The 24,018-nt window shown below is 65.4% G+C and carries 20 protein-coding genes; 13 read left to right on the forward strand and 7 right to left on the reverse strand.

Going from position 1 to position 24,018, the window contains the following annotated elements:
• The 3 genes from exbB to VWN43_RS10665 form a co-directional block, all read right to left on the reverse strand.
• Entirely contained in the window at positions 1–735 is a 735-nt protein-coding gene (gene exbB / locus VWN43_RS10655) for a tonB-system energizer ExbB (RefSeq protein ID WP_320181755.1), read from the reverse strand.
• A 266-nt stretch (positions 736–1,001) separates the two neighbouring features.
• Positions 1,002–1,340: an ArsR/SmtB family transcription factor gene (locus VWN43_RS10660; RefSeq protein ID WP_320181754.1), complete on the reverse strand. Its 339-nt coding sequence runs from the start codon at positions 1,338–1,340 to the stop codon at positions 1,002–1,004.
• Entirely contained in the window at positions 1,337–2,008 is a 672-nt protein-coding gene (locus VWN43_RS10665; protein WP_320181753.1) for a peroxiredoxin, read from the reverse strand. Before VWN43_RS10665 ends, VWN43_RS10660 begins: the two co-directional genes overlap by 4 nt.
• Positions 2,009–2,082: 74 nt before the next feature.
• Here VWN43_RS10665 and VWN43_RS10670 point away from each other — a divergent pair, with 74 nt between their 5' ends.
• From VWN43_RS10670 to VWN43_RS10725, 12 genes are all read left to right on the forward strand, one after another.
• A complete protein-coding gene (locus tag VWN43_RS10670) occupies positions 2,083–3,012 on the forward strand; it encodes an MBL fold metallo-hydrolase (RefSeq protein WP_253522296.1) in 930 nt (309 codons plus the stop codon).
• A complete protein-coding gene (locus VWN43_RS10675; RefSeq protein WP_320181752.1) occupies positions 3,009–3,308 on the forward strand; it encodes a YeeE/YedE family protein in 300 nt (99 codons plus the stop codon). The genes VWN43_RS10670 and VWN43_RS10675 overlap by 4 nt, the downstream gene beginning before the upstream one ends.
• On the forward strand, positions 3,305–3,727 hold the full coding sequence (locus tag VWN43_RS10680; RefSeq protein ID WP_320181751.1) for a DUF6691 family protein: 423 nt from the start codon (positions 3,305–3,307) through the stop codon (positions 3,725–3,727). The genes VWN43_RS10675 and VWN43_RS10680 overlap by 4 nt, the downstream gene beginning before the upstream one ends.
• Positions 3,724–4,137: a protein tyrosine phosphatase family protein gene (locus VWN43_RS10685; RefSeq protein ID WP_320181750.1), complete on the forward strand. Its 414-nt coding sequence runs from the start codon at positions 3,724–3,726 to the stop codon at positions 4,135–4,137. Before VWN43_RS10680 ends, VWN43_RS10685 begins: the two co-directional genes overlap by 4 nt.
• 28 nt (positions 4,138–4,165) lie before the next feature.
• Positions 4,166–5,398, forward strand: a complete 1,233-nt coding sequence (locus tag VWN43_RS10690) for an NAD(P)/FAD-dependent oxidoreductase (RefSeq protein ID WP_320181749.1) — start codon at positions 4,166–4,168, stop codon at positions 5,396–5,398.
• Positions 5,398–7,221, forward strand: a complete 1,824-nt coding sequence (locus VWN43_RS10695) for a SulP family inorganic anion transporter (RefSeq protein ID WP_320182089.1) — start codon at positions 5,398–5,400, stop codon at positions 7,219–7,221. The genes VWN43_RS10690 and VWN43_RS10695 overlap by 1 nt, the downstream gene beginning before the upstream one ends.
• Entirely contained in the window at positions 7,221–7,382 is a 162-nt protein-coding gene (locus tag VWN43_RS10700) for a transposase (protein ID WP_253522281.1), read from the forward strand. The genes VWN43_RS10695 and VWN43_RS10700 overlap by 1 nt, the downstream gene beginning before the upstream one ends.
• Positions 7,383–7,440: 58 nt before the next feature.
• Positions 7,441–8,895 carry a cytochrome ubiquinol oxidase subunit I gene (locus VWN43_RS10705; RefSeq protein ID WP_320181748.1) on the forward strand — a complete coding sequence of 485 codons (1,455 nt, stop codon included), beginning with the start codon at positions 7,441–7,443 and terminating at the stop codon, positions 8,893–8,895.
• Complete coding sequence (cydB, locus tag VWN43_RS10710; protein ID WP_320181747.1) at positions 8,885–9,892, forward strand: cytochrome d ubiquinol oxidase subunit II; 1,008 nt, start codon at positions 8,885–8,887, stop codon at positions 9,890–9,892. The genes VWN43_RS10705 and cydB overlap by 11 nt, the downstream gene beginning before the upstream one ends.
• A complete protein-coding gene (locus tag VWN43_RS10715; RefSeq protein ID WP_320182088.1) occupies positions 9,892–10,014 on the forward strand; it encodes a DUF2474 domain-containing protein in 123 nt (40 codons plus the stop codon). Before cydB ends, VWN43_RS10715 begins: the two co-directional genes overlap by 1 nt.
• A gap of 195 nt (positions 10,015–10,209) precedes the next feature.
• The gene (locus tag VWN43_RS10720) at positions 10,210–10,839 is read left to right on the forward strand and encodes a peroxiredoxin (RefSeq protein ID WP_320181746.1); all 630 of its coding nucleotides are present in this window, start codon (positions 10,210–10,212) and stop codon (positions 10,837–10,839) included.
• A 76-nt stretch (positions 10,840–10,915) separates the two neighbouring features.
• The gene (locus VWN43_RS10725) at positions 10,916–12,277 is read left to right on the forward strand and encodes an MBL fold metallo-hydrolase (protein WP_320181745.1); all 1,362 of its coding nucleotides are present in this window, start codon (positions 10,916–10,918) and stop codon (positions 12,275–12,277) included.
• Between the two features lie 18 nt (positions 12,278–12,295).
• Here VWN43_RS10725 and VWN43_RS10730 read toward each other — a convergent pair whose 3' ends face one another.
• Genes VWN43_RS10730 through VWN43_RS10740 form a run of 3 tightly spaced genes read right to left on the reverse strand, consistent with a single transcriptional unit; the run spans position 12,296 to position 18,770 of the window.
• The gene (locus VWN43_RS10730; RefSeq protein WP_320181744.1) at positions 12,296–16,090 is read right to left on the reverse strand and encodes a GMC oxidoreductase; all 3,795 of its coding nucleotides are present in this window, start codon (positions 16,088–16,090) and stop codon (positions 12,296–12,298) included.
• On the reverse strand, positions 16,087–17,523 hold the full coding sequence (locus VWN43_RS10735; protein ID WP_320181743.1) for a metallophosphoesterase: 1,437 nt from the start codon (positions 17,521–17,523) through the stop codon (positions 16,087–16,089). The genes VWN43_RS10730 and VWN43_RS10735 overlap by 4 nt, the downstream gene beginning before the upstream one ends.
• The gene (locus VWN43_RS10740) at positions 17,520–18,770 is read right to left on the reverse strand and encodes a serine hydrolase domain-containing protein (protein WP_320181742.1); all 1,251 of its coding nucleotides are present in this window, start codon (positions 18,768–18,770) and stop codon (positions 17,520–17,522) included. Before VWN43_RS10740 ends, VWN43_RS10735 begins: the two co-directional genes overlap by 4 nt.
• A 186-nt stretch (positions 18,771–18,956) precedes the next feature.
• On the opposite strand from VWN43_RS10740, the gene VWN43_RS10745 reads away from it, so the two are divergent.
• Positions 18,957–22,523, forward strand: coding sequence for a hydantoinase B/oxoprolinase family protein (locus tag VWN43_RS10745; RefSeq protein ID WP_320181741.1), 3,567 nt, complete (start codon positions 18,957–18,959; stop codon positions 22,521–22,523).
• A gap of 9 nt (positions 22,524–22,532) precedes the next feature.
• Here the strand turns inward: VWN43_RS10745 and VWN43_RS10750 are convergent, their stop codons facing one another.
• Complete coding sequence (locus VWN43_RS10750; RefSeq protein WP_320181740.1) at positions 22,533–23,954, reverse strand: aldehyde dehydrogenase family protein; 1,422 nt, start codon at positions 23,952–23,954, stop codon at positions 22,533–22,535.
• Positions 23,955–24,018 lie beyond the last annotated feature (64 nt).

A 24,018-nucleotide genomic window follows, 5' to 3' on the forward strand; every position in this document is an offset into this window, starting at 1 on the left:
TCAGACCTTGCCCTCCGGCAGCGTGCCCCGGCTGAGGTCGCGCGAGACCACGCGCAGCAGTGCGGCCGCACTATCGGCCACAACGGCGCGGTGCGCCGCGATGGCGCGTGCGAAATGGTTGTAGATCACCACCGCCGGAATGGCGGCGACGAGCCCGAGCGCGGTGGCCAGCAGCGCTTCGGCAATGCCGGGCGCGACCACTGCGAGATTGGTGGTCTGCTGTTCGGCAATACCGATGAAGCTGTTCATGATGCCCCAGACGGTGCCGAACAGGCCGACAAAGGGCGCGGTCGCCCCGATCGTGCCGAGAATGGTGACGCCCTGCGTCATCTTGCGCGCGACCTTCGCCTCGTGCCGGTCGAGCCGCGAGACGAGCCGTTCCTTCAAGCCTTCGCGATCGTCGAGCGAGCCCGCCGATTGCGCGATCTCTTCGCGCGCCTGGATGACGATCGGATGATCGGCAAAGGCGGGGTCGAGCTGTGCCAGCGATTGCGTGGCGGCGAGCTTGTCGCGGAACTGCTCCGCACTTTCGCGCTGCCGCGCGAGTTCGAGATGCTTGGCAACCAGCACGGTCCAGGTGACCAGCGAGGCCAGCACCAGCCCGATCATCACCAGCTTCACCACCCAGTCGGCCTGTACGAACATGCCCCAGACGCTGAGGTCGGTTGGCAGGCTGGGCGCGGCCGCGCTTGTCCCGCCGACCTGCGCATGCGCGCCGACGGGAAACGCCGTCAAAGCCAGGACGGCAGCAAAAAATCGATGTCGAGACACTTGTATGGGGGCCCTCGTGATTCGTTCGAAGGTCCGCCTAGTGCGATGAGAATACTATTGCAAGTCATTCGCATTTGCAGGCCGTCGGCCCGGATTTGCGGGTGGTATTGTTGCAACGATCGCGCGTTGAAGGTCAGCGCGAGCTGCACCCCTGCCCGCAATGATCGGCGCCACGCGCAGCCCCCAGGCGCTTCGGAAAATGTGGCGGCCGCGTCGTGGGAATGGTCCGGTCAGGTGAGGCGCGCGAAATTGGCGACGCCCGGGGCCGGGCTGCGGGTCGGCCGCGTGGGGGCCAGGTCCACCCCGGCCAGGCCGCCGAGCGCCGCCGAAACCGCCGCGACCCGCTCTTCGTCGATGCGGTAGAAGACCAGCTTGGCATCTTTGCGTGTTGTCACCAGCCCGGCATTGCGCAGGACGGCGAGCTGCTGCGACAGCGTCGGCTGGCCGATGTCCGCCGCCTCGTCGATCTCGCCCACATTGCGTTCGGTCCCGGCGAGCGTCTGCAGGATGCGCAGGCGCACCGGATGCGCGACCGCCTTGAGTGCGTCGACCAGTTCGTCCCCGGTCATGCGCGCTTGCCCCGGCCCACTTCCTGCAGGAACCAGTCGGTGTGATCTTTCGCCGCGAAGACATCGTCGAGCTTGGCGCTCGGCTGGCGCAGCAGCTTCTCTCCCGGCTCCCAATTGGCCGGGGCGAGCACCGGATCCTTGTCGACCGCCTGCAGCGCATCGAGCGTACGCAGCATTTCGGATGTCGAGCGTCCGACATTGGCGGGATAACAGGTCATCGCGCGGATCACGCCGTGCGGATCGATGAAGAAGGTCGTGCGGACCGTGGCGCTGTCATTGTCGCCCGGCGCGACCATGCCATAGGCGCGCCCGATGACGAGCGTGGGATCCTCGATGATCGGGAAGCGTACTTCGACATCGAAGCGGTCGCGGATCATCCGCAGCCAGGCGAAATGCGAGAACAGGCTGTCGACCGACAGCGCCATGAGGTCGCATTCGCGCTGCGCGAACTGGTCGGCGGCCTTTGCCAGCGCCACGAACTCGGTCGTGCAGACCGGGGTGAAGTCGGCCGGGTGCGAGAACAGGACCAGCCAGCGCCCGCGACAATCCGACAGCCGCATGTCGCCTGTGGTACTCCGGGCGGAAAAATCGGGTGCGATATCGCCGATCCGGAGGCCGGCACCGGGGGCGATATGCTCGCCGCTGTCTTTCGAGGCATCGTGGGTCATGCCGACTGCATACCACTTGACATCGGAAACGCAATACATATAAATAGTTTATGTAATCGAATGGAGTGAGAATCATGAATAACGATCAATCGCTACAATCGGCCTCCCAGCAAATTGCCCGCGCCCAGGACAACAAGGGGCTGCGCCCGTCGATCGCCGGGTTCTTCGACGAAGCAACCAATACGGTGTCCTATGTAGTGCACGACCCCAAGACCAGCGAGGCCGCAATCATCGATTCGGTCCTCGATTTCGAAGCCGCGTCGGGCCGGACCTCGAATGGCTCCGCCGATCGGATTGTCGAATACGTCACTTCCAATAATCTGAAAGTGACCTGGCTGATCGAGACCCATGCGCATGCCGACCACATTTCGGCGGCGCCCTATCTGCAGACCAAGCTCGGCGGCAAGCTCGCCATCGGACGCGAGATCATTCGCGTGCAGGAAGTGTTCGGCAAGCTGTTCAATGCCGGGACCGATTTCGAGCGTGACGGGTCGCAGTTCGACAAGCTGTTCGACGATGGCGAAACCTTCAGCCTCGGCGAGCTGGAAGGTATCGCGCTTCACGTTCCCGGGCACACGCCCGCGGACATGGCCTTCATCATCGGCGATGCGGCGTTTGTCGGCGATACGATCTTCATGCCCGACTTCGGAACTGCGCGGGCGGATTTCCCCGGCGGGGACGCGCACCAGCTGTTCCGCTCGATCCGCCGCCTCCTCTCGCTGCCCGACGACACGCGGCTGTTCCTGTGCCACGACTACAAGGCCCCGGGCCGCGACGAATACGCCTGGGAAACCACGGTCAAGCAGCAGCGCGAGGAGAACGTCCACGTCAAGGACGGCGTCACCGAGGACGATTTCGTCACCATGCGCACCACCCGCGACAAGGGCTTGGACATGCCCAAGCTGATCATGCCGTCGGTGCAGGTGAACATTCGCGGCGGGCGCCTGCCCGAACCCGAGGATAATGGCGTGAGCTACATCAAGATCCCGGTGAACGCGGTATGACGCTCCCCGGATTTCCCGATGCCGCGCCGCTCGCCGGACTGGCGGGCGGCGCGCTGATCGTGTCGCTCCTCAGCGGCGGGATCGAGGCCCGCTTCGCCAGTCCGCTGGTACTGGTGGTCGCAGGCTTGCTGGTCGGGATCGGAACCCGCCTCGGCAGTGGCTGCACCAGCGGGCACGGGGTTTGCGGGGTCAGCCGCCTGTCGGGCCGCTCGATCGTCGCCACCGCGACTTTCATGGCGGCGGGCATTGCCACGGTCGCGGTGATGAACGCGATGGGACTGGAGGTATTGCAATGAGCCGGATCACTGTCCCGAGCCTGATCTCAGGCACGCTGTTTGGCGCCGGACTGGCGCTGGGCGGGATGACCAATCCAGCGCGTGTGCGCGGATTTCTCGACATCTTCGGCGCCTGGGACCCGACGCTCGCCTTCGTCATGGGCGGCGCGGTCATCGTCATGGCGATCGCCTGGCGTTTCGTGCCGCGCATGGCAGCGCCGCTGCTCGACGAGCATTTCCACCTGCCGACCCGATCCGACCTCACCCCGCGCCTGATCGGCGGGGCGGCGCTGTTCGGTATCGGCTGGGGCGTGGCCGGGCTGTGCCCCGGACCGGGCATCGCCGCGCTGGTGATCGAACCCGCGTCGGCGGCGATCTTCGTCGTGGCCATGCTTGCGGGCATGGCCCTCGTGCGGCTGTTCGAAGGAGCGGGCGCATGAGAATTACCGAAGTCACCGAGCGGTTCGCAGTCGCCCCGCAAGTGCAGGCCGCCGACATGCGAGACGCTGCCGATGCGGGCTATCGCACCGTCATCTGCAATCGCCCCGACGGGGAGGAAGATGGCCAGCCCACCGTGGCCGAGCTGCGCGATGCCGCGCACAGCGCAGGCATTGCCTTCCATCATATCCCGGTTTCGGGCGGCGCCTTTCCCGCGGAGGCGATCGCGGCCTTTGCCAGGGTCCGCCGGGAAGCGGAAGGCAAGGTGCTGGCCTATTGCCGCACCGGCACACGCTCGATCACGCTCGATACGCTTGCCAATGTCGAGCAGCTGAGCGCCGATGCGCGCATCGAGCGGGCGCGGCAGGCAGGCTACGACCTGTCCCCCCTGCGCCCGCGGCTCGGCGTCTAACCCAAATCATTTCTCGGAGAGGATCGGCATGGCACAGGCACTTACCCACGAGGTGGTCATTATCGGCGGCGGATCGGCGGGCATCGCTACCGCATCCTCGATGCTGCGGCGCCGTCCCGGTCTGGATATCGCGATCGTCGAGCCGGCCGAGGACCATTACTATCAGCCCGGCTGGACGATGGTCGGCGCGGGCGTGTTCGATGCGCCCGTCACCCGCCGCCCGATGGCCAGCGTCATGCCCCGGCGAGCCCACTGGATCCGCGAGGCCGCGGCCAGCTTCCAGCCCGAGCACAACCAGGTAACGCTCGCCGACGGCAGCACGATTACCTACCGGATCTTGATCGTCGCCCCCGGTATCCGCCTGGCGTGGGAGAAGATTGCCGGGTTGGAAGATACGCTGGGCAAGAACGGCGTGACCTCGAACTATCGCTACGATCTCGCCCCCTACACCTGGGAGCTGGTGCAGGGCCTCAAGTCCGGGCGGGCGATCTTCAGCCAGCCGCCGATGCCGATCAAATGTGCCGGCGCGCCGCAAAAGGCGATGTACCTGTCCTGCGATGCATGGGCCGATAGCCATGTGCTCAACGATATCGATGTCGAGTTCCGCAATGCGGGCGGCGTGCTTTTCGGGGTCAAGGAATACCTCCCCGCGCTGATGGAATATGTCGAGAAATACGGCATCGATCTCAAGCTCAACCAGACACTCGTCGCGGTCGACGGACCGGCAAAGACCGCCACGTTCAAGACCGAAGCGGGCGAGGAAGTGGTCGCGTTCGACATGCTCCACGTCGTGCCCCCGCAAGTGGCGCCGCAATTCGTTGCCGACAGCCCGCTGGCGCATGCCGAAAGCGGCTTTGTCGATGTCGACAAGTTCACGCTGCGCCATGTGCGCTACCCCAATGTCTTCGGTCTTGGCGATGCCGGGTCGAGCCCCAATGCCAAGACCGCCGCGGCCGTGCGCAAGCAGGCACCGATCGTCGCGGTCAACGCGCTGGCGGTGCTCGACGGCAAGCAGCCGGTCGCCGATTACGATGGCTATGGCTCGTGTCCGCTGACGGTCGAGCGCGGGAAGATCGTGCTTGCCGAGTTCGGTTATGACGGCGAGCTCCAGCCCAGCTTCCCCACCTGGCTGATCGACGGCACGCGTCCGCGGCGGCTGAGCTGGCTGCTGAAATCCGAAGCGCTGCCGTGGATCTACTGGAACGGCATGCTCAACGGCCATGAATGGATGGTCAAACCGGAGGTCAAGACCGCCGCGTGATGGACAGGCCGGAATCGGACCCAGGCGTGGCGCAGGCCAGCGCCCCCGGACAGGGCCAGCGCGCAGGAGCGCTGGCGCAGTATTTCCCCATCCTCGAATGGGGCCGGTCGTATAATGGCGCGATCCTGACCAAGGACATGGTGGCGGCCATCGTCGTCACCATCATGCTGATCCCGCAAAGTCTCGCCTATGCGCTGCTGGCGGGCCTGCCGCCGGTGGTCGGGCTCTACGCCTCGATCCTCCCGCTGGTCGCCTATGCGATTTTCGGCACCAGCCGCACTCTGGCGGTCGGCCCGGTTGCGGTGGTGTCGCTGATGACCGCAAGCGCGGCGGGCGCGGTCGCCGCGCAGGGAACCGCGCTTTATCTCGAAGCGGCGATTACGCTGGCGGCCTTGTCGGGTGTGATGCTGGTCGTGCTCGGCCTGCTGCGCATGGGCTTCCTCGCCAACCTGTTGTCGCACCCGGTGATCAGCGGGTTCATCACTGCCAGCGGTATCCTCATCGCGACCAGCCAGCTCAAGCATATCCTCGGCGTCAGCGCGGGCGGCGATACCTGGCCCGCCATGCTTGGCGGACTGGCATCGACTTCCGACCAGATCAATCCGTGGACTCTCGCGATCGGCGTGCCCGCGACGCTGTTTCTGTTCTGGGTCCGCAAGGGTCTGAAGCCCTTGCTGATGCGGATGGGCCTGAAACTCCATGCCGCCGATATCGTGGCCAAGGCCGGACCGGTAGCCGCGGTGGCGGTCACCATCCTTGCAGCGATTGCATTCGATCTGGGCGATCGCGGCGTGAACCTGGTCGGCGCGATCCCGCAGGGTCTGCCTCCCTTCGCCCTTCCCTCGACCGATCTCGACCTGATTGCGCAGCTATGGGTGCCCGCGCTGCTGATCTCGGTCATCGGTTTCGTCGAAAGCGTCTCGGTCGCGCAGACGCTGGCCGCCAAGCGGCGCCAGCGGATCGCGCCGAACCAGGAATTGATCGGCCTCGGCGCGTCGAACATCGCCAGCGCCTTTTCGGGCGGCTATCCCGTCACCGGGGGTTTCGCCCGGTCGGTGGTCAATTTCGATGCCGGTGCGGAAACGCCCGCTGCGGGTGCCTATACTGCGGTGGGTATCGCGCTGGCGGGGCTGTTCCTGACACCCCTGCTGTTCAGCCTGCCGATTGCGACCTTGGCCGCGACGATCATCGTCGCCGTGCTCAGCCTCGTCGACCTGAAGACCCCGGGCCAATTGTGGCGCTATTCGAAAGCCGATTTCGCCGCGCATATGGTGACCATCGTCATCACCCTGCTGGCGGGCGTCGAACTGGGCGTGATCGCGGGGGTAGCGGTGGGACTGCTGCTCTATCTTTGGCGCGCCAGCCGCCCGCATGCCGCGATCGTCGGCCGCGTTCCCGAGACCGAGCACTTCCGCAATATCGACCGCCACGACGTGTTCACCGTGCCGCATGTCCTGTCGATCCGCATCGACGAGAGCCTGACCTATCTCAACGCGCGCTGGCTCGAGGAATATGTTCTCGAGGAAGTCGCCGACCGGCCCGCAGTGCGCCACGTGATCCTGATGTGCAGCGCCGTGAACGAGATCGATGCGTCGGGCCTCGAAAGCCTCGAGGCGATCAATCACCGTATGGCCGATGCCGGGATCGGACTGCATTTGTCCGAAGTAAAAGGTCCGGTCATGGACCGGCTGAATCGCACCCATTTCGTCGCCGATCTGAACGGCAAGGTGTTCCTGTCGCAGAACCGCGCCTTTCGCGAGCTCGCGGCCAATGGCGGCCCGCCCGACACGCCCACGCCCGACATGGCGCGGGGGATGATCTGATGGCGGTAATCCCCGACAAGGACGCGCGCTGCCGCCGGATCGAGACGCTGATCGCCGCCGGCAAGGGCGTGTGCGAGAGCTGCCGCGAGGTCGGCATCTCGGAAAAGACTTTCTACCGCTGGCGCACGGCGCGCCAATCCGATGCAACACCCATTGCGTAATTCGGGCGGGCCAAGCGGCCATCGCTCCGCTAAACGAGCTGTGAGATAGGGGAACACCATGTTCGAAGGCGTCGACGCACTTCTACTCGCCCGGATCCAGTTCGCCTTTACGGTGAGCTTCCACTTCATCTTCCCGGCCTTTTCGATCGGCCTGGCGAGCTTCCTCGCAGTGCTCGAGGGCCTGTGGCTCAAGACCGGCAAGCAGATCTATCTCGACCTGTTCAAATACTGGCTCAAGATCTTCGCCATCGCCTTCGCCATGGGCGTCGTGTCGGGCATCGTCATGAGCTACCAGTTCGGCACCAACTGGTCGGTCTTCTCCGACATCGCCGGACCGGTGATCGGCCCGCTGATGGCCTATGAAGTCCTGACCGCTTTTTTCCTCGAGGCGGGATTCCTCGGCGTCATGCTGTTCGGGATGAACAAGGTCGGCAAGAAGCTCCACTTCGCCGCCACGCTGATGGTCGCTGTCGGGACCTTTGTGTCGGCCTTCTGGATCCTGTCGGTGAACAGCTGGATGCAGACGCCGGTCGGCTTCGAACTGGGCGCGAACGGGCAATATCTGCCGGGCGACAGCTGGATCGAGATCATCTTCAATCCCAGCTTCCCCTATCGCCTGGTCCACACGGTGACTGCCGCCTACCTCACGACTGCCTTCGTCGTCGGCGGGGTCGGCGCCTGGCACCTGCTGCGCGACCGCACCAACCTGCACGCACGAAAGATGTTCTCCATGGCAATGTGGATGGCGGCGATCGTCGCGCCGATCCAGATTTTCGCCGGCGACTTGCACGGGCTCAACACGCTCGAACACCAGCCGCAGAAGGTCATGGCGATGGAGGGGCATTACCAGAGCCATCCCGATGGCGCGCCGCTGATCCTGTTCGGCATTCCCGACAGCGAGGAAAAGCGGGTCAAATACGCCGTGGAGATTCCCAAGGCATCCTCGCTGATCCTCAAGCACGATCTCAATGCGCCGATGGCAGGTCTCGATACGATCCCCGATGACGAGGAACCGCCGGTCGGCATCGTGTTCTGGTCGTTCCGAATCATGGTCGCCATCGGCTTCGCCATGCTCGGGCTCGGGCTGTGGAGCCTGCTCGCGCGCGTCCGCAGGAAGCTCTACGACTGGCCGCTGCTGCACCGCGCCGCGCTGATCATGGCGCCGAGTGGTTTCGTCGCGGTCATCGCCGGGTGGATCACCACCGAAGTCGGCCGCCAGCCCTATGTGATCTATAACCTGCTGCGCACGGCGGATGCCGCCAGCCCGCTCGACGCGCCCGCAGTCGGTGCCTCGCTACTCGCCTTCGTGGTGGTCTATTTCGCCGTTTTCGGCGCGGGCGTGTGGTACATTCTCCACCTGATGCACAGTCCCCCGCATGTCGGCGAGAAGGGCGTCAAGCGCGGCGATACGGGGCCCATCCGTACCGCGGGCATTACCCCGGGGCCGTCGCAGAACCCGGGCGACCCCAGCACTCTGCCGCGCGATCACGAGGAGGCGACCGATGGCCGTTAATTTCGACCTTACTGTCATCTGGGCGTTCATCATCGCCTTTGCGGTCTTCGCCTATGTCGTGATGGACGGCTTCGACCTGGGCATCGGGATCCTCTTCCCGACCTTCGAAGTGGGGCCCGAACGCGACCGGGCGATGAACTCGATCGCCCCCGTCTGGGACGGTAACGAGACCTGGCTGGTACTGGGCGGCGGCGGGCTTTTCGCTGCCTTCCCGCTGGCCTACGCAGTGATCCTGCCCGCCACTTATCCGCTGATCATCGCCATGCTGCTCGGCCTCGTCTTTCGCGGCGTGGCGTTCGAGTATCGCTGGCGCGATCCGGGTCATCGGCGGCTGTGGGACGCCGCTTTCACCGGCGGCAGCCTAGTGGCGGCGATGGCGCAGGGCATGACGCTGGGCGCGCTGCTGCAGGGCATCGAAGTGGTCGACCGGGCCTATGCGGGCAGCTGGTTCGACTGGCTGACGCCCTATACGCTGCTGACCGGGCTCGGCACGGTGGCAGGCTATGCGCTGCTCGGTGCGACCTGGCTGGTGTGGAAGCTCGACGGCGACAGCCAGCATCACGCCCGCCAGCTTGCCAAGCGCGCCGCCTGGGCCACGCTGGTGCTGATGGGCGGGGTCAGCCTCTATAACGTGTTCCTGAACTCCGAATATGCCGATCGCTGGCTGACGGCGCCCGAGATATACCTTGCCGCGCCCGTGCCGATCCTGACCGGCATCATCGCGATCGCCCTGCTGCGTTCGCTATCGGTCGAGCGCCACAGCAAGCCGTTCTGGCTCAGCCTCGCGCTGTTCTTCTTCGGCATGGCCGGGCTCGGCTTCACCATGTGGCCCTATGTCGTGCCGCCGGGGCTGACCATCTGGGACGCCGCCGCGCCCGAGCGCAGCCAGATCTTCATGCTGGTCGGAGTGGCGATCACCATGCCGCTGATCATCGCCTATACCGCCTGGGCCTATTGGGTGTTCCGCGGCAAGGTGGGCGAAGAGGGCTATCATTGATGCCCGGCCCGGACGAACGACCGCTGTGGCAGCGGCTCGGCTGGATGGCAGTGATCTGGGCGGCGAGCATCGCCGTGCTGGGCACCGTCGCCTACATCATCCGGTTGTGGCTCAAGGCCTGACTCCGATCGTCATTCGAAAGGCTTCCAATTAGCATTTTTCCTAATTGTATTTCCAGATCAGGCCCCCGCCAAGCGTAACATGCCGAATAGAGGGCGCATTTGATTACTCGATTAATGCAATCGTAAATCAGAATTGGACGGCGTTCCGAACCGCGCGTAGAAGATGCATATCCACTCGAAGCGAAGGATTTGCACATGAGCCTCCATATCGGCGACACCGCCCCCGACTTCACCGTCGACACCCAGAATGGCGAAATCAGCCTGCATGAATGGGCGGGCGACAGCTGGGTCTTCTTCTTCAGCCATCCGGCCGATTTCACGCCCGTCTGCACGACCGAAATGGGCCGCACCGCGCAGCTCGCCGACGAGTTCGAGAAGCGCAATGTGAAGCCGCTTGGCCTGTCCACCGACACCGCCGCCGAACACGCGCGCTGGATCGAGGACGTCAACGATACGCAGAACACCAATCTGGTCTTCCCGATCGTCGCCGACGCCGATCTCAAGATCGCGAAGCTCTACGACATGATCCATCCCGACGAGAGCGAGACGGCCGCGGTCCGCTCGGTCTTCCTCATCGACCCCGACAAGAAGGTCCGCCTGACGATGACCTATCCGATGAGCGTCGGGCGCAATTTCGACGAGATCCTGCGCGCCATCGATGCGCTGCAGTTCAGCGACAAGCACGGCGTCGCGACCCCGGCGGACTGGCGGCACGGCAAGGTCGCGATCATCCCGCCCTCGGTCTCCGACGAGGACGCCAAGGCGCGCTTCCCGCAGGGCTTCACCACGCTGCGGCCCTACCTGCGCACGGTCGCGATCGACTGAGCCTGAGCCAACCCGATCCATGACATGGGCGGGATCGGCTTGCGCCGGTCCCGCCTGCCCGTGCTAGGAGAACGAAATGCTGCTCGAGAAAATCAAAACCCCCGGTCTGTCGCACCTGTCCTACCTCGTCGGGTCCGGCGGCCAGGCGGCGGTGATCGATCCCCGCCGCGACTGCGAATGCTATGTCGAAATGGCGCGCGCCGCAGGGCTCGAGATCACCCATATCTTCGAAACGCATAGGAACGAGGACTTGGTATCGGGCGCACCGATCCTCGCGGCGCTGACCGGCGCGCGGGTCTTGCACGGGCCCAACGCTGCAGCCGATGTGGTGTATGCCGAAACCGCGCGCGAAGGCGATGCCTTCGAAATCGGGCAACTGACCATTCGCGTGCTCGAAACACCGGGCCATACCGACGACCATCTTGCTTTCGTACTGCATGACACCGCCTATCCCGATGGTCCGGTCGGCGTGTTCACCGGCGATGCGCTGTTCGTCGGCGATGTCGGCCGCACCGATTTCTATCCCGATCGCAAGCGTGAAGTCGCCGGGTTGCTGTACGATTCGCTGCAGAAGGTGCTGGCGCTGGGCGACCAAGTCATTCTCTATCCCGCGCATGGTGCCGGTTCGGTCTGCGGGTCGGGCATGGCGGAACGCGAGTTCTCGACCGTCGGTCACGAACGCGCCAACAACCCGCGCCTGCAATTCGCGGACCGCGAAGCCTTCATCGATTTCAAGGTCGGCGAGAACCACTACCAGCCACCCTATTTCCGGCTGATGGAGCGGCTCAACCTCAGCGGCGGCGACCCGGCCCCGCGGGTCATGCGCCCCCGCCGCCTGTCACTGGCCGAACTGGGCGCACTCGAGGTCGATCAGCTCGTCGATATCCGCGAGCCGCTGGCCTATGCGGCGGGGCATCTGCCCGGGGCGATGAACCTGCCCGTCGGGATGATCTCGGCCTTTGCCGGATGGTTCATCCGCGAAGGCGAAAGCCTCGCGCTGGTGGGTTCCGACGAAGATCAGCTCGCCGCCGCCATGACCCATCTCGTGCGCATCGCGCTGGACAATGTCGTGGGTGGCTATGTCGGGGTCGTTCCCGCCGCAGCGCAGGGGCGCGACATGGCGATGATCCCGATGATCGCAACCGCCGAGGTCGCGAGCCGCCTCGAAAGTCGGCCCGCAGGCTGGACGCTGCTCGATGTGCGCAACGCCGACGAACGGTCGGCCTGCGCGATCGACGGTTCGCAGCATATCTATGTCGGCGAGTTGAACGAACGCTACCGCGATCTCGACCCGGCCACGCACTACACGCTGATGTGCGCCAGCGGGATGCGCGCGACCGTCGCCGCCGGCTGGCTCGCCAGCCGCGGGTTTGCGAAGCTCGACGTCTACCTCGGCTCGATGGGAGCGTGGAATGCCGCCGGGGCCGCACCCGCCTAGACGGGTTTGGCCGCCGCTCTAGGCGATGTCCCGCCGGTGCGCGCCGTGAGCACCGTCGAGCCATTCCAGCTGTTCGAGAATGACCGGCGTGACATCGCGGTGCGCGTTGTGGCCGATGAACAGGTCCATATGGCCGTAATTCGGCACGATCCGCTGCTGGTATAGCTCGGGCTTGTTCTTGTCCTGCAACCAGACGCGCGTGCGCTGGCCGCTTTCGGGATAGAACAGCTTGTTGGTCGCACCCGACAGGAAGCTGATCGGCAGCGCCAGACGGCGCGCGGCTTCGTCGCTCGTATAGACGGCCTGCCCTTCGGCATCGACCGCCAGCCCCTTGCGCATGACCTCCTGCAAATGCTCGAACGGCTTGAGCGATACGCGGCTGAACATGCTGCCCAGCGCCAGATGCGTATCGTGACCCAGCTGGCTGTGGTCCCAGCTCGGACCGAACACGCCGAACACGCGGCGGCAGGTGGGGTTCTTGCACGCCTGCCCTTCCGGTACGGGGATCTGGTAGGCGATGGCATCGATCTCGTAATCGGCGTCGGTCCCCTGGCTAACGAAGTCGAGATGTCCGTCGAGCAGCGAGATTTGCCCGAGCGTCCCGGCCACACCCAGATCGGCTTTCATGTAGTTCAGCCAGTCGGTTACCGGATGCAGCGTAAGCTGCGAGGAAATCAACGAGCGCACGCCCGACACCCAGCCCGCGCCGATTCCCATGAGCAAGCTCATCGAGCCTACGCAATGGGCGATCGCCTGCACGCTGTCGGCGCCGCTGACCTTGCGGATCCGGGCAATCGCAGCGGGCCAATCGAAACGCGCGATATCGTCGATCGTGAATTCGGGCGGGTGTTCGGTGTCATTGCCCGCATCGGCGCTTGCCCGGTAATCGAACAGCCACACGTCATAGCCCTGCGCCACGAGGCTTTCGGCGAGATTTTCCTCGACCGTCGGCGTGGCGAAGCTGGACGCGCGCACCGAGAAGCCGGGTGCGAGCACCAGCGGTCCGCGCGCACCGCCGCGATAGCGGGTCAGGCCGACGCTGGCCCCGTCCTCCGTCGGCACGATATGCTTTTCGGCTGGCGGCAACCGCAGTTTGCGATCCACCAGCTTGGCCGCATCCTTGCTCGCAAAATCGTTCAGTGTCGCCAGCATCCCGCCATAGGAGCGGAACACGGTCATGGCGAAGAAGCCCGCGTATTTGGCGACGAAATAGGTATCGATCGCCTTCTTCGCGCGCGGGATCTGCTTCACGATATGGGCCACGAGCGTTCCCTTATCATGCACCTCGATCGTGGTGAGCTGGCGCATGAATTCGTCGATGCCCAGCTTGAGCACTCCGCGGCCGATCAGCTCACCACTGGCATCCTCGCCATGGCGTAGCGTGACGAACAGCGTGGTGAGATCGGTCCACGGATCGGACTTGCCGCGCTGCTCGAGCGTCTTGAAGCCGTGGAAATGGACCGGTCCCGCCGGACCGTCGAGCACCATGTCATAGAGCATGGTCCAGCTTTCCGCGCGTGCCGGATCGGCGACCAGCAGCCGGAAGGTGCCTTCGCGCACCGGTAGCGGATCGGGTGACAGCGCGGCGACCGTGACCGTACCGGTGATGCGCGAACGGTGCTCTTTCTCCTCGATCATGCGATGGAGGTTCTCGGTCGTCACCGTCAGCCGGAAGTGGCAGTCGCCGCCGTGCGTGCGGCCCCATGCCTCGCCATTGGCGTAGTCGTCGCGGATGCGTTCGACATGGCCGCAGGGGCGGTGGTGGCAACCGACATCGCTGATATGACCAGCCATGGTTTCGGTGAAGGACAGGCCGGGGGCCATCGCTTCGGGATGGTCCATCACCAGCTGGCGGATCGCCGCCTTGCCCTCGTCGATCGCGCCGCTTTCGAAGTGTTCGGCGGCCTTCTCGATCCCCTGGGCCACCGGTTCGATTGCATGGCCCGCGACCCATTTGGCAATGCCCAGGCGCAGGCCATCGCCGCGCGTGGCAAGCACCGGTTCGGGCGCGGCTTTCTCGGCCGGGGCCGGTTCGGGCAAGGGCCCTTCGGAGCCGAGCGTATAGTCGATGGTCCAGCCCTGCCTCTGCGCCAGCTTTTCGATCGCGCGTTCGGCCACTGCGGTGATCGTCAGCAGCGGGTTGACGCCGACCGAGCCGGGCAGCGCGGCGCCGTCGCAGACATAGAGACCCTCGTGAACATCGGTCCCTGCATTGCCTGCAAAGACACGGCAGGTGTCATCGACCACGCCGCTGGCCGCATCGTCGCCCATGCCGCAGCCGCCGATCGGATGAACCGTGATCAGCTTCTTGCCGAACGGGTCGCTCCACAGCGGGTCGGAGAAATATTGCGCGTCGATCGCACGGGCGGCTTCGGCCATCTTGTCATCGTCGCGGCGGAAGGTGCGTTGTTCGCCTGCGCCCGGCCAGTGGATCGTCAGCCGGTCGTCATCGAGCGCCAGCTGGCCGCCCGAATCGTCGACGCTCATCACCAGATAGGTCTGCATGCGCGCCATCGGGCCCTTATAGGCCCAGTCGGCGATGCTGCCGGGATCGGTCTGCACCGCTTCGCCCATCGCCTTGGCGTCCATCAGGCGCGGCTTGACCTGGTCCATGCCGAACCGGGTAAAGCCATCTGCCAGGGCCTCGCCGAAGAAGAACGCCGGGGCGAGCGCGGTGGCGATGATGCCGGGGGCAACGCCCTCCTCGATCACCAGCCCCTCGGTCACATCCCTCGTCCCGCGCATGTCGATCACGCCGGTGATGCACGGGCCGGGATAGGCTTCCTTGGCGACATCCGAGGCGCCCACGCCGATCGCATAGAGCGGCTGCGCGGTGAGCGTGCCTTCCTCGTCCTTTTCGGCCTTGAGGTAGCTGTCGTAAGCGAAGCCAAGCGCATCGCCATTACCCGAGAAGTTAGCCCCCAGCCGGTCGGAGAGCGCGAGCCCCTTGTCGCGTGAGCGCAGCAGGATTTCGGTCGACCCCAGCGTACCCGCGCCCAGGATCACATGATCGGCGGTGATGCTGGTCGGGCCCTGCGGCGCATCCGCGCCATTGGGTTCGAGGTGGACGCGCCACCGTTCGCCCTCGCGCTCGGCCCACAGCACTTTCGCCTGGGTGAAGATCTCCGCGCCGTGATTGGCGGCATCGGGCAGGTAGTTCATCAGCGTGGTATTCTTCGCGCCGACATTGCAGCCCGATACGCAATCCCCGCAATTGGTGCAGGCCGGCTGCGGCACGCCGAACTTATTGGTCTTGTCTTCGAAAGTGACGTTGATCGGCGTCTTGTAGAAACGCTTGCCCATCTTCTCGGCCGAATGCTCGAGCGCGTCGAGCTTGCCGAGCGTGGGATAGCTGTCGGGATAGGGATTGGGCGCGAGCATTTCGCGGGCGCGCTCGTAATAGGTGTCGATCTCGTGCTCGTCCTCGCGGAATGCAGCGGGCCAATGCGCCTGGTCGAGCAGCCGCTTGTCGAGTTCGAGCGCGACATTGGCGTTGATCAGCGAGGTCCCGCCGAGCCCGCAGCCGACCAGCGCATATTGATCGTCGTTCACATGCACTTCGAACAAGGCGTCGGGCGCACCGATCCGGCCACCCTTGGCGTTGATCTGCATCGCGTCCTGCGCGTCGGCAAGCTTGTTCGGATATTCGCCGGGCAGCCGTTCCTTGCCGCGTTCGAGCACGGCAACGTCCTGCCCCGCACGGGCCAGCCGCGATGCGGCGACACCCGCGCCATAGCCAGACCCGATCACCAGGACCGTATAGTGGGGTTTCGCCTGATCCAGGCTTTTCGCGATGCGCTTCTGCATGGTCATTCTGCCGCCTCCCGCAGGGATTCTTCGGATGTTTCGAGCAGGTGGCGCACCCGCGCATCTGCCTCTTCGACGATGCGCGCATGAACCACGCGCGAAAAATCGGACCAGTGGCTCGCAGCCCGCTCGACCGCGGCGCCGGTCTCTTCGACCAGCCGCGAAACGCGCCCGCTACCTTCGACCCGCACCGGCGCCATCGTGCCGTCGGTGGGGTCGTTGAACAGCCGCAGCGAGGCGACTTCGAGATCGTCGGACACCAGCATCGCGGCGCAGCCCTGCACGGGCATCAGCGTCGGTTCGTCGAGCACCCAGCCGCCGGTGTTGAACACGCCCACGGGCCGCTCGTAACCGTCCACCATCAGCTCGTCCTGGAACGGCTTGTGCGTATGGCCGAACACGAACTGCAGTTCGGTCGGCAGTTCGCCCAGTTCGTCGCGCAATTGCGCCGCCATGGGCGTGCCGAGATACCAGCCGATATCGTCGATCTCCGCTTCGCCGAGCACATGGCCATAGCCTTCGCGCTGGCGTTCTGCTGCACGGCCCGCGGTCAAATCGACGGCGGCGCGCAGGAGATTGTCGAGCGTGATGCCGTATTTGAGCTGCATCGAGGGATCGATGCCGAGTTTCGAATTCAGTCCGCCGGTGATCCGCCGGGCAACGCTTTCGGCAAAGTCATGGCTCGCGCCGGCGCTGAGCATGGTCTGGTAAAGCGATCCGGCGGCCCCGCCGATATCGCCCGCACTGCCCAGATCGGACCACAGGAAATCGATCCATGGCCCGTTCTCCGCCTCGAGCTGGTGCATCGTCGCAGGCCGCGCTTCGCCATTGTCGAGGAACCCGCGCAGGTTCGACAGCGCGCGGTACATGCCGTCGAGATAATGCCCGTGGTGCATCACTACTGCGCGGCCGGTATCGCGATCGGCGAGGCCCCAATTGGGATAGGCGATGCGCACCGAGGCTCCCGCCAGATGCGGGCGGCGCGCGATCAGCGATTCCATCAGGCGGCAACTGTGCACCGGCTGGCCGATGATTGGCGTGATGGGTTCCAGATCGCCCGGCATCTCCCCCGCCTGCAAGGCGGTGATGAAGCGGTGATCCTGCGCCATGCGCCACAGGTGGTGATCGTGATTGCCTGCGACATAGACGATATCGCGGCGGAAGATCTCGCGCCCGTCCTTGGGGAAGAAGGCGTCGATCAGCTGGAGGAAACTCTTGGACACATCGCCGAAGGGCGACAGTCCGAGATCGAGCGCATCGCCGAGCAGGACGAGCTGCGGCTTTTCGCCATCGGACAGCGTTTCGCGCAGGCCGTGGGCGAAAGACAGCAGCACCTCGCCCGGTCCATCGGCGATTTCGCCGCCGCCATGGAAATGCGTCAACAGGCTGTCGCGCGCACCGAGGTGGAGGTCCGACAGGACGATCTGGGCAATGCTCATGCGATGGTCTCCAGGCAGGTGTAGAATGCGTCGCGCACGATCTTCTCGCGCGGGTCGTCCCATTTGCCGGTGCCGAGCTGGTTGGTGATCCAGGCATAGGCGACCCCGTCTTCCGGGTCGGCATAGGCGAGCGAGCCCCCCACCGCGAAGCTGCCGAAGGCGCTGCGGGTGCGGGCATATTCCCACTCATCGAAGGGTTTTTCGAACCCGTGGGAATAATACATGTCGGCGGTCAGGACTTGGTCCTTCAGTCCTTTGCGCGGACGGGCATGGCCGTCGCACAGCTGCTGCATCACCGCCGGGGTCACCCCCAGTTTCGCACCGCCCTCGGCGAAGGCCTGATAGAGCGTCGCCAGACCACGAGCGGAAGCAATGCCGCCCGCCGCCCCCTGGCCGACGCGCCAGAAATCCTCGCAATCGAGCGCCCCCGGTCCAGCCAGCAGCAGCGGATTGTTGAGCGTGCGGAAAGCCAGCGTGCCCGGCAGGCACATCTTGAAGGTCAGCGGCCAGGGCATGGTCGAGTGGTGGATAAACAGGTCCTGCATCCCGAACCCCTCGATCCGGGCAATGCGGCTGCGATCGAAATCCTCGGGTAGGCCGAGAAACACGTCCGCATTTAGCGGCGCGACGAGTTCATCGGCGACGAAGCGACCAAGATTGCGCTGCTGCGGGTCGCGGCGGCGGATCAATTCGCTGGCGATCCAGCCCAGCGTATAGGCGTGGTTCCCGGCGTAATCGCCAGGGGTCCAGTGGGGCTTTTGCCGCGCAATGGCCGCGCAGATGGCGTCCTCGTCACCCAGATTGTCGAGCCTGAGCGAAAAGTCGATCGCCGAAAGGCCGGCCTGTTCGGACAGTGCCTCGCCCACCGTAACCGCGCCCTTGCCATGCGCTGCGAACTCGGGCCAGATATCGGCCACCGGCTCGTCATAGGCGAACAGCCCGCGCGATACCGCCACCGCGCCCGCCATGCCGGTGATACCCTTGGTGAGCGAATAGATGAGCGCGACATCGTCGTCCTGCCATTCCTGCGCGCGCGCCTTGTCCTGCCACCCACCCTGCAGATCGACCACGGTCGCGCCCTGATGGATGATGGTGCACGCCGCGCCCAAAGCGGTTCTCGCCTGGATCGCGGCGGCGAAGGCATGCGCGACCGGTTCGAAACCGGGCGCGACATAGCCTCGCGTCCAATCGGCTGGACCGGCCTGCTGTTGTTGGTTCTGAACGCTCGTGCGGCGTGGCTGTTGCATCGACGACCCCCCGGCTCGATATCGGCGAGATCGCGCTCGCCCTCGCCCTCGCCACAACAGATAGCGATAATTGGTTAACGGCCCGTATGGGTTTGCCGCAGGAAGGGGGGATGGGCGCCCTCGCCGCACGCCGGTTTCACGCGCGAAGCGTTTGAAATGGTTCGTCCGGCGTGCGAAACCCGCATCATGGGTGGAGAAGCGAAAACCGGCGCATGGCGCTTTGCAGTCGATCGCGGCGGGACTTTTACCGATGTCGTCGCGGTGACCCCCGCCGGGGCGCTGGTGACCGACAAGCTCTTGTCCGAAAACCCCGACCATTATGCCGATGCCGCGAGCGAGGCAGTCCGGCGGCTGATGGAACAATATGGCGCTGCACCGGTCGCCGAATTGCGGATCGGGACCACCGTTGCGACCAACGCCCTGCTCGAGCGCAAGGGCGAACGGCTGGCGCTGGCGATCACGCGCGGGTTTGGCGACGCATTGCGGATCGGCAATCAGGCGCGGCCTGAAATCTTCGCACGTCATATCGTGCTGCCCGAACAATTGCCCGCCCGGGTCATCGAGATTGCCGAGCGCGTCGGCGCCGACGGCACGGTGCTGACACCGCTCGACGAGGGGGCGGCACGGGCCGATTTCGCCGCACTGCGCGCCGAAGGTTTCGATGCGCTCGCCATCGTCCTGATGCATGGCTGGAAATATCGCGAGCACGAGGAGCGGCTGGCCGCGATCGCCCGCGAAGCCGGCTTCGCGCAGGTCAGCATCAGCCATGAGGTCGCCCCGCTGATCCGCCTGATCCCGCGCGGTGATACGACGGTTGTCGATGCCTATCTCTCACCGGTCCTGCGGCGCTATACCGATACGCTGCAGGCGGGGCTGCCCGACACGCACAGCCTGCGCTTCATGCAGTCGAACGGCGGGCTCGCCGAAGTCGGCGCGTTCCGCGGCAAGGATGCGATCCTTTCGGGCCCCGCAGGGGGCGTGGTCGGGATGGTCGCCGCAAGCACTCCGCTCGGGCACGACCGGCTGATCGGGTTCGACATGGGCGGGACCAGCACCGATGTGGCGCATTACGCGGGCGAATACGAGCTGACCGGCGACAGCGTGGTTGCGGGCGTGCGCGTGGCCGCACCGATGATGCAGATTCACACCGTGGCGGCGGGCGGCGGATCGATCTGCCGTTATGATGGCGGGCGCTTCCGCGTCGGGCCGGAAAGCGCAGGCGCCGATCCCGGCCCCGCCTGTTATCGCAAGGGCGGACCGCTGACGGTGACCGACTGCAATCTCTTTCTCGGCCGGATCGATCCGGCGTTCTTCCCCCGCGTGTTCGGGCCCGGCGGCGACCAGCCGCTCGACCCCGATGCGGCGCGGGCCCGGCTGGAAGCAGTGGCTGCGGCGCTGCCCGAGCCGCAGGACCTTGCCGCGATTGCCGAAGGCTTTCTCGCCATCGCGGTCGACAATATGGCCAATGCCATTCGCAAGATCAGCGTGGCGCGCGGCCACGATGTCACAACCTATGCGCTCGCCTGTTTCGGCGGTGCCGGCGGCCAGCACGCCTGCCGGGTCGCCGACGAGCTGGGCATGGAGACCGTGCTCGTCCACCCGCTCGCGGGGATACTCTCGGCCTATGGCATCGGTCTGGCGCCGGTGAAGGCGATCCGCGAAGTGAGCATCGTACGCGGGCTGGAAGAGGATTTCTCCGGCGACCTGCGCGCGCTCGAACAGGATGCCCGCGCGGCGCTGGTCGAACAGGGCATCGCGGCGGATGCCGTTACGGTGGAATGCCATGCGCGGCTGCGGTTTGCGGGCAGCGATAGCCTGCTGCCCATCCCCTGCGAGGGGCCCGAAGCGATGGCCCCCGCCTTCCGCGCGCTCCATCGCCAACGCTTCGGCTATTCTGATGCCGAGGCCCCGATCATCGTCGAAGCGCTCAGCGTGGAGGCCAGCGGGCATACGGGCGGCCTCGGGCATGTCCAGCCGGCTCCGGTCGCCATGTCCGGCGCGGCCTCGGGCACCTGGCACACCGTCGCGCGCGCTGCGATGGCCCCGGGCGACCGCGTCGAGGGCCCCGCGCTGGTGATCGACCCGGGATCGACCACAGTGGTCGAACCGGGCTGGCAGGCACAGATCGCGGAAGAGGGAAGTCTGGTGCTGACGCGCCGGCAAGCGCTGCGCCGCGACCGCGCGCTGGGCACCGAAGCCGATCCGGTCCGGCTCGAGATTTTCAACAATCTGTTCATGGCCATCGCCGAGGAAATGGGCGTCGTACTGCAATCGACCGCGACCTCGGTAAACATCAAGGAACGGCTCGATTTCTCCTGCGCGCTGTTCGATGCCGAAGGCGCGCTGATCGCCAATGCCCCGCATATTCCGGTGCATCTCGGCAGCATGGGCGACAGTATCGCGCGGGTGATCGAGGCCCGCGGCGCGCGGCGGGACGGGCGCGGTTTCCGCCGCGGCGACGCCTATGTCCTCAACGATCCCTATCGCGGGGGGACACATCTTCCCGACATCACGCTGATCGTGCCGGTGTTCTATGGCGACGACGGCGACGCGCCCGATGCCTTCGTCGCCGCGCGCGGGCATCATTCGGACATCGGCGGGATCGCGCCCGGATCGATGCCGCCCACCAGTCGCACGATCGAGGAGGAAGGCGTCCTGATCGACAACTTCCTGCTGGTCGACGAAGGCGTGTTTCGCGAACGGGCCATACGCGATCAGCTGGCGGCCGGAAGCTTCCCCGCTCGCAATCCCGATCGCAATTTGTCGGATTTGCGCGCGCAGTTGGCCGCCTGTTCGAGAGGGGCCGAGCTGCTGTGCCTTGCCGCGCGCGACAATGGTCCGGCCGTGGTTGCAGCCTATATGGACCATGTCCTCGCCAATGCGGAAGAAAGCGTGAGGCGATTGCTCGACCGGCTACAAGACGGCGAATTTGCCTATCCGATGGACAATGGCGCGGTGGTCAAGGTTGCCATCCGCATCGACCGTGCGAATCGCTCGGCAGTGTTCGACTTCTCCGGCACCAGCGACCAGCTGCCCGACAATTTCAATGCGCCGCGATCGATCACCCGCGCCGCCGCGCTGTATGTCGTGCGCACCCTGATCGACGATGCCATCCCGATGAACGATGGGTGCCTGCGGCCGATCGAACTTGTCGTGCCGCCCGGCTCGATGCTGGATCCGCAACCGGGTGCCGCAGTGGTGGCGGGCAATGTCGAGACCAGCCAGGTCGTGACCGATACGCTGTTTGCGGCCACCGGCCGCCTGGCACCCAGCCAGGGGACGATGAACAACTTCACCTTCGGCGACGGGACCGACCAATATTACGAGACGATCTGCGGCGGCTCGGGCGCGGGGCCGGACCACGATGGCACCAGCGCGGTGCAGACGCATATGACCAATTCGCGCCTGACCGATCCCGAAATCCTCGAAACCCGCCTACCCGTGCGGGTCGATGCTTTCGCGATCCGCGCGGGGTCGGGGGGTGATGGCGAATTTCACGGCGGCGACGGGGTGGAACGGCGGATCACCTTCCTCGAACCGATGCACGCCAACATGCTCGCCAACCGGCGGGTGATCGCGCCGCGCGGCATTGCCGGCGGGCATGATGCCGCGCCGGGCCGCAACTGGGTTGAGCGCGCGGACGGGTCGCGCGAGGATCTGGGGGCTACAGCCAGTGCCGAGATGCAGCCGGGCGATACTTTCGTGGTGCTGACCCCGGGCGGCGGCGGGTTCGGCCCGCCCCGCCCGGAGTAAGCATATCGATCAGACGGCGGCGTCGCGCTTGACCGTGATCACCTGCGGATAGGTGAATTCCTTCAGCCCATCGATACCGTATTCGGCGCCGAAGCCGGACTGCTTGTGCCCGCCGAAGGGCGCGAAGGGCGACAGCTGCATGAACTCGTTGATCCAGACGGTCCCGGTTTCGAGCTGTTCGGCGATTTCGACGCCCTTGTCGGTATCCTTGGTCCAGACCGCACCGGCCAGACCGTATTCCGAATTGTTCGCGCGCTCGATCACTTCGTCGACGCTGGCGAACTTCATCAGCGGCATGACCGGGCCGAACTGTTCCTCGGCCACGATGCGCGCATCCTCGGGCGGATTGTCGAGGATGGTGATCGGCACGTAATAGCCCGTGCCCGAGGGATCCTTGTCGCCCCCGGTGAGGAACTTGTAGCCATTGTCCTTGGCGTCCTGGATCAGGTCGAGCACGCGCTCGTACTGCTTCTTGTTCTGGATCGGCCCGACGCCCGTGCCCTGCTGCGAACCGTCACCGACGACCACGGTCTTGGCATAATCCGCGATCGCCTTCGACAGGTCGTCGTAGATATCCTCGTGAATGTAGATCCGCTTGGCGGCGATGCAGACCTGGCCGGCGTTGGAGAAGCTCGACCAGAACAGCTGTTCGGCGACCTTCTGGACGTCCGCATCGGGCAGCACGATCGAGGCGTCATTGCCGCCCAGTTCCAGCGTGATGCGCTTGAGATCGCCCGATGCGCCTTCCATGATCTTCTTGCCCGTGGCGGTCGAACCGGTGAAGGTGATCTTGTCGATATCGGGATGCTCGGTGATCAGCGGGCCGAGCGTGTCTTCACCCGTGATGATGTTCACCGTGCCTGCGGGCACGACATCCTTGATCAGTTCGGCCACCCGCAGCGTGGTGAGCGGGGTGAAGGGCGACGGTTTGAGCACGATGGTGCAGCCCGCGACCAGCGCCGGGACGATCTTCTGGATCGCCATCATGATCGGGAAGTTCCACGGCACGATGCCGCCGACCACGCCCACCGGCACGCGCCGCGTGCGCGACAGGCGGGTGTCGTCGTCCTGGTTGATCACATCGTCGAGCGTGAGCGTCGACTGGGCGGCGGCGAGGCCCGCCGCGCCGTAGATTTCCTGCTGCGCCTGCGCATGCGGCTTGCCCTGCTCGCTGGTCAGCAAGCGGTAGAGCTCGTCGGCGTTCTCCTTGATCGCGGCGGAAATCCCCTGGACGACCTGCTGCCGTTCTTCGGCGGTGGTCTTCTTCCACTGGGTGAAGGCGCGGCGTGCGGCAGCGACGGCGCTGTCGAGTTCTTCCTTGCCGCAGGACGGCACGCGGCCGACGACCTGTTCGGTGGCGGGGTTGAGCACCTCCAGCCATTGGCCATTGTCGACCATCTTGCCGTCGATCAGGTTCTTGTAGTCGGTCATCGTCTCTCTCCTCGCGCAAATCTGGGATTCGTCCCTTGGCCTCACACTGTCGAAATTCGTTGCT

Source organism: Qipengyuania sp. HL-TH1, assembly GCF_036365825.1.
GTDB lineage: Bacteria > Pseudomonadota > Alphaproteobacteria > Sphingomonadales > Sphingomonadaceae > Qipengyuania > Qipengyuania profunda.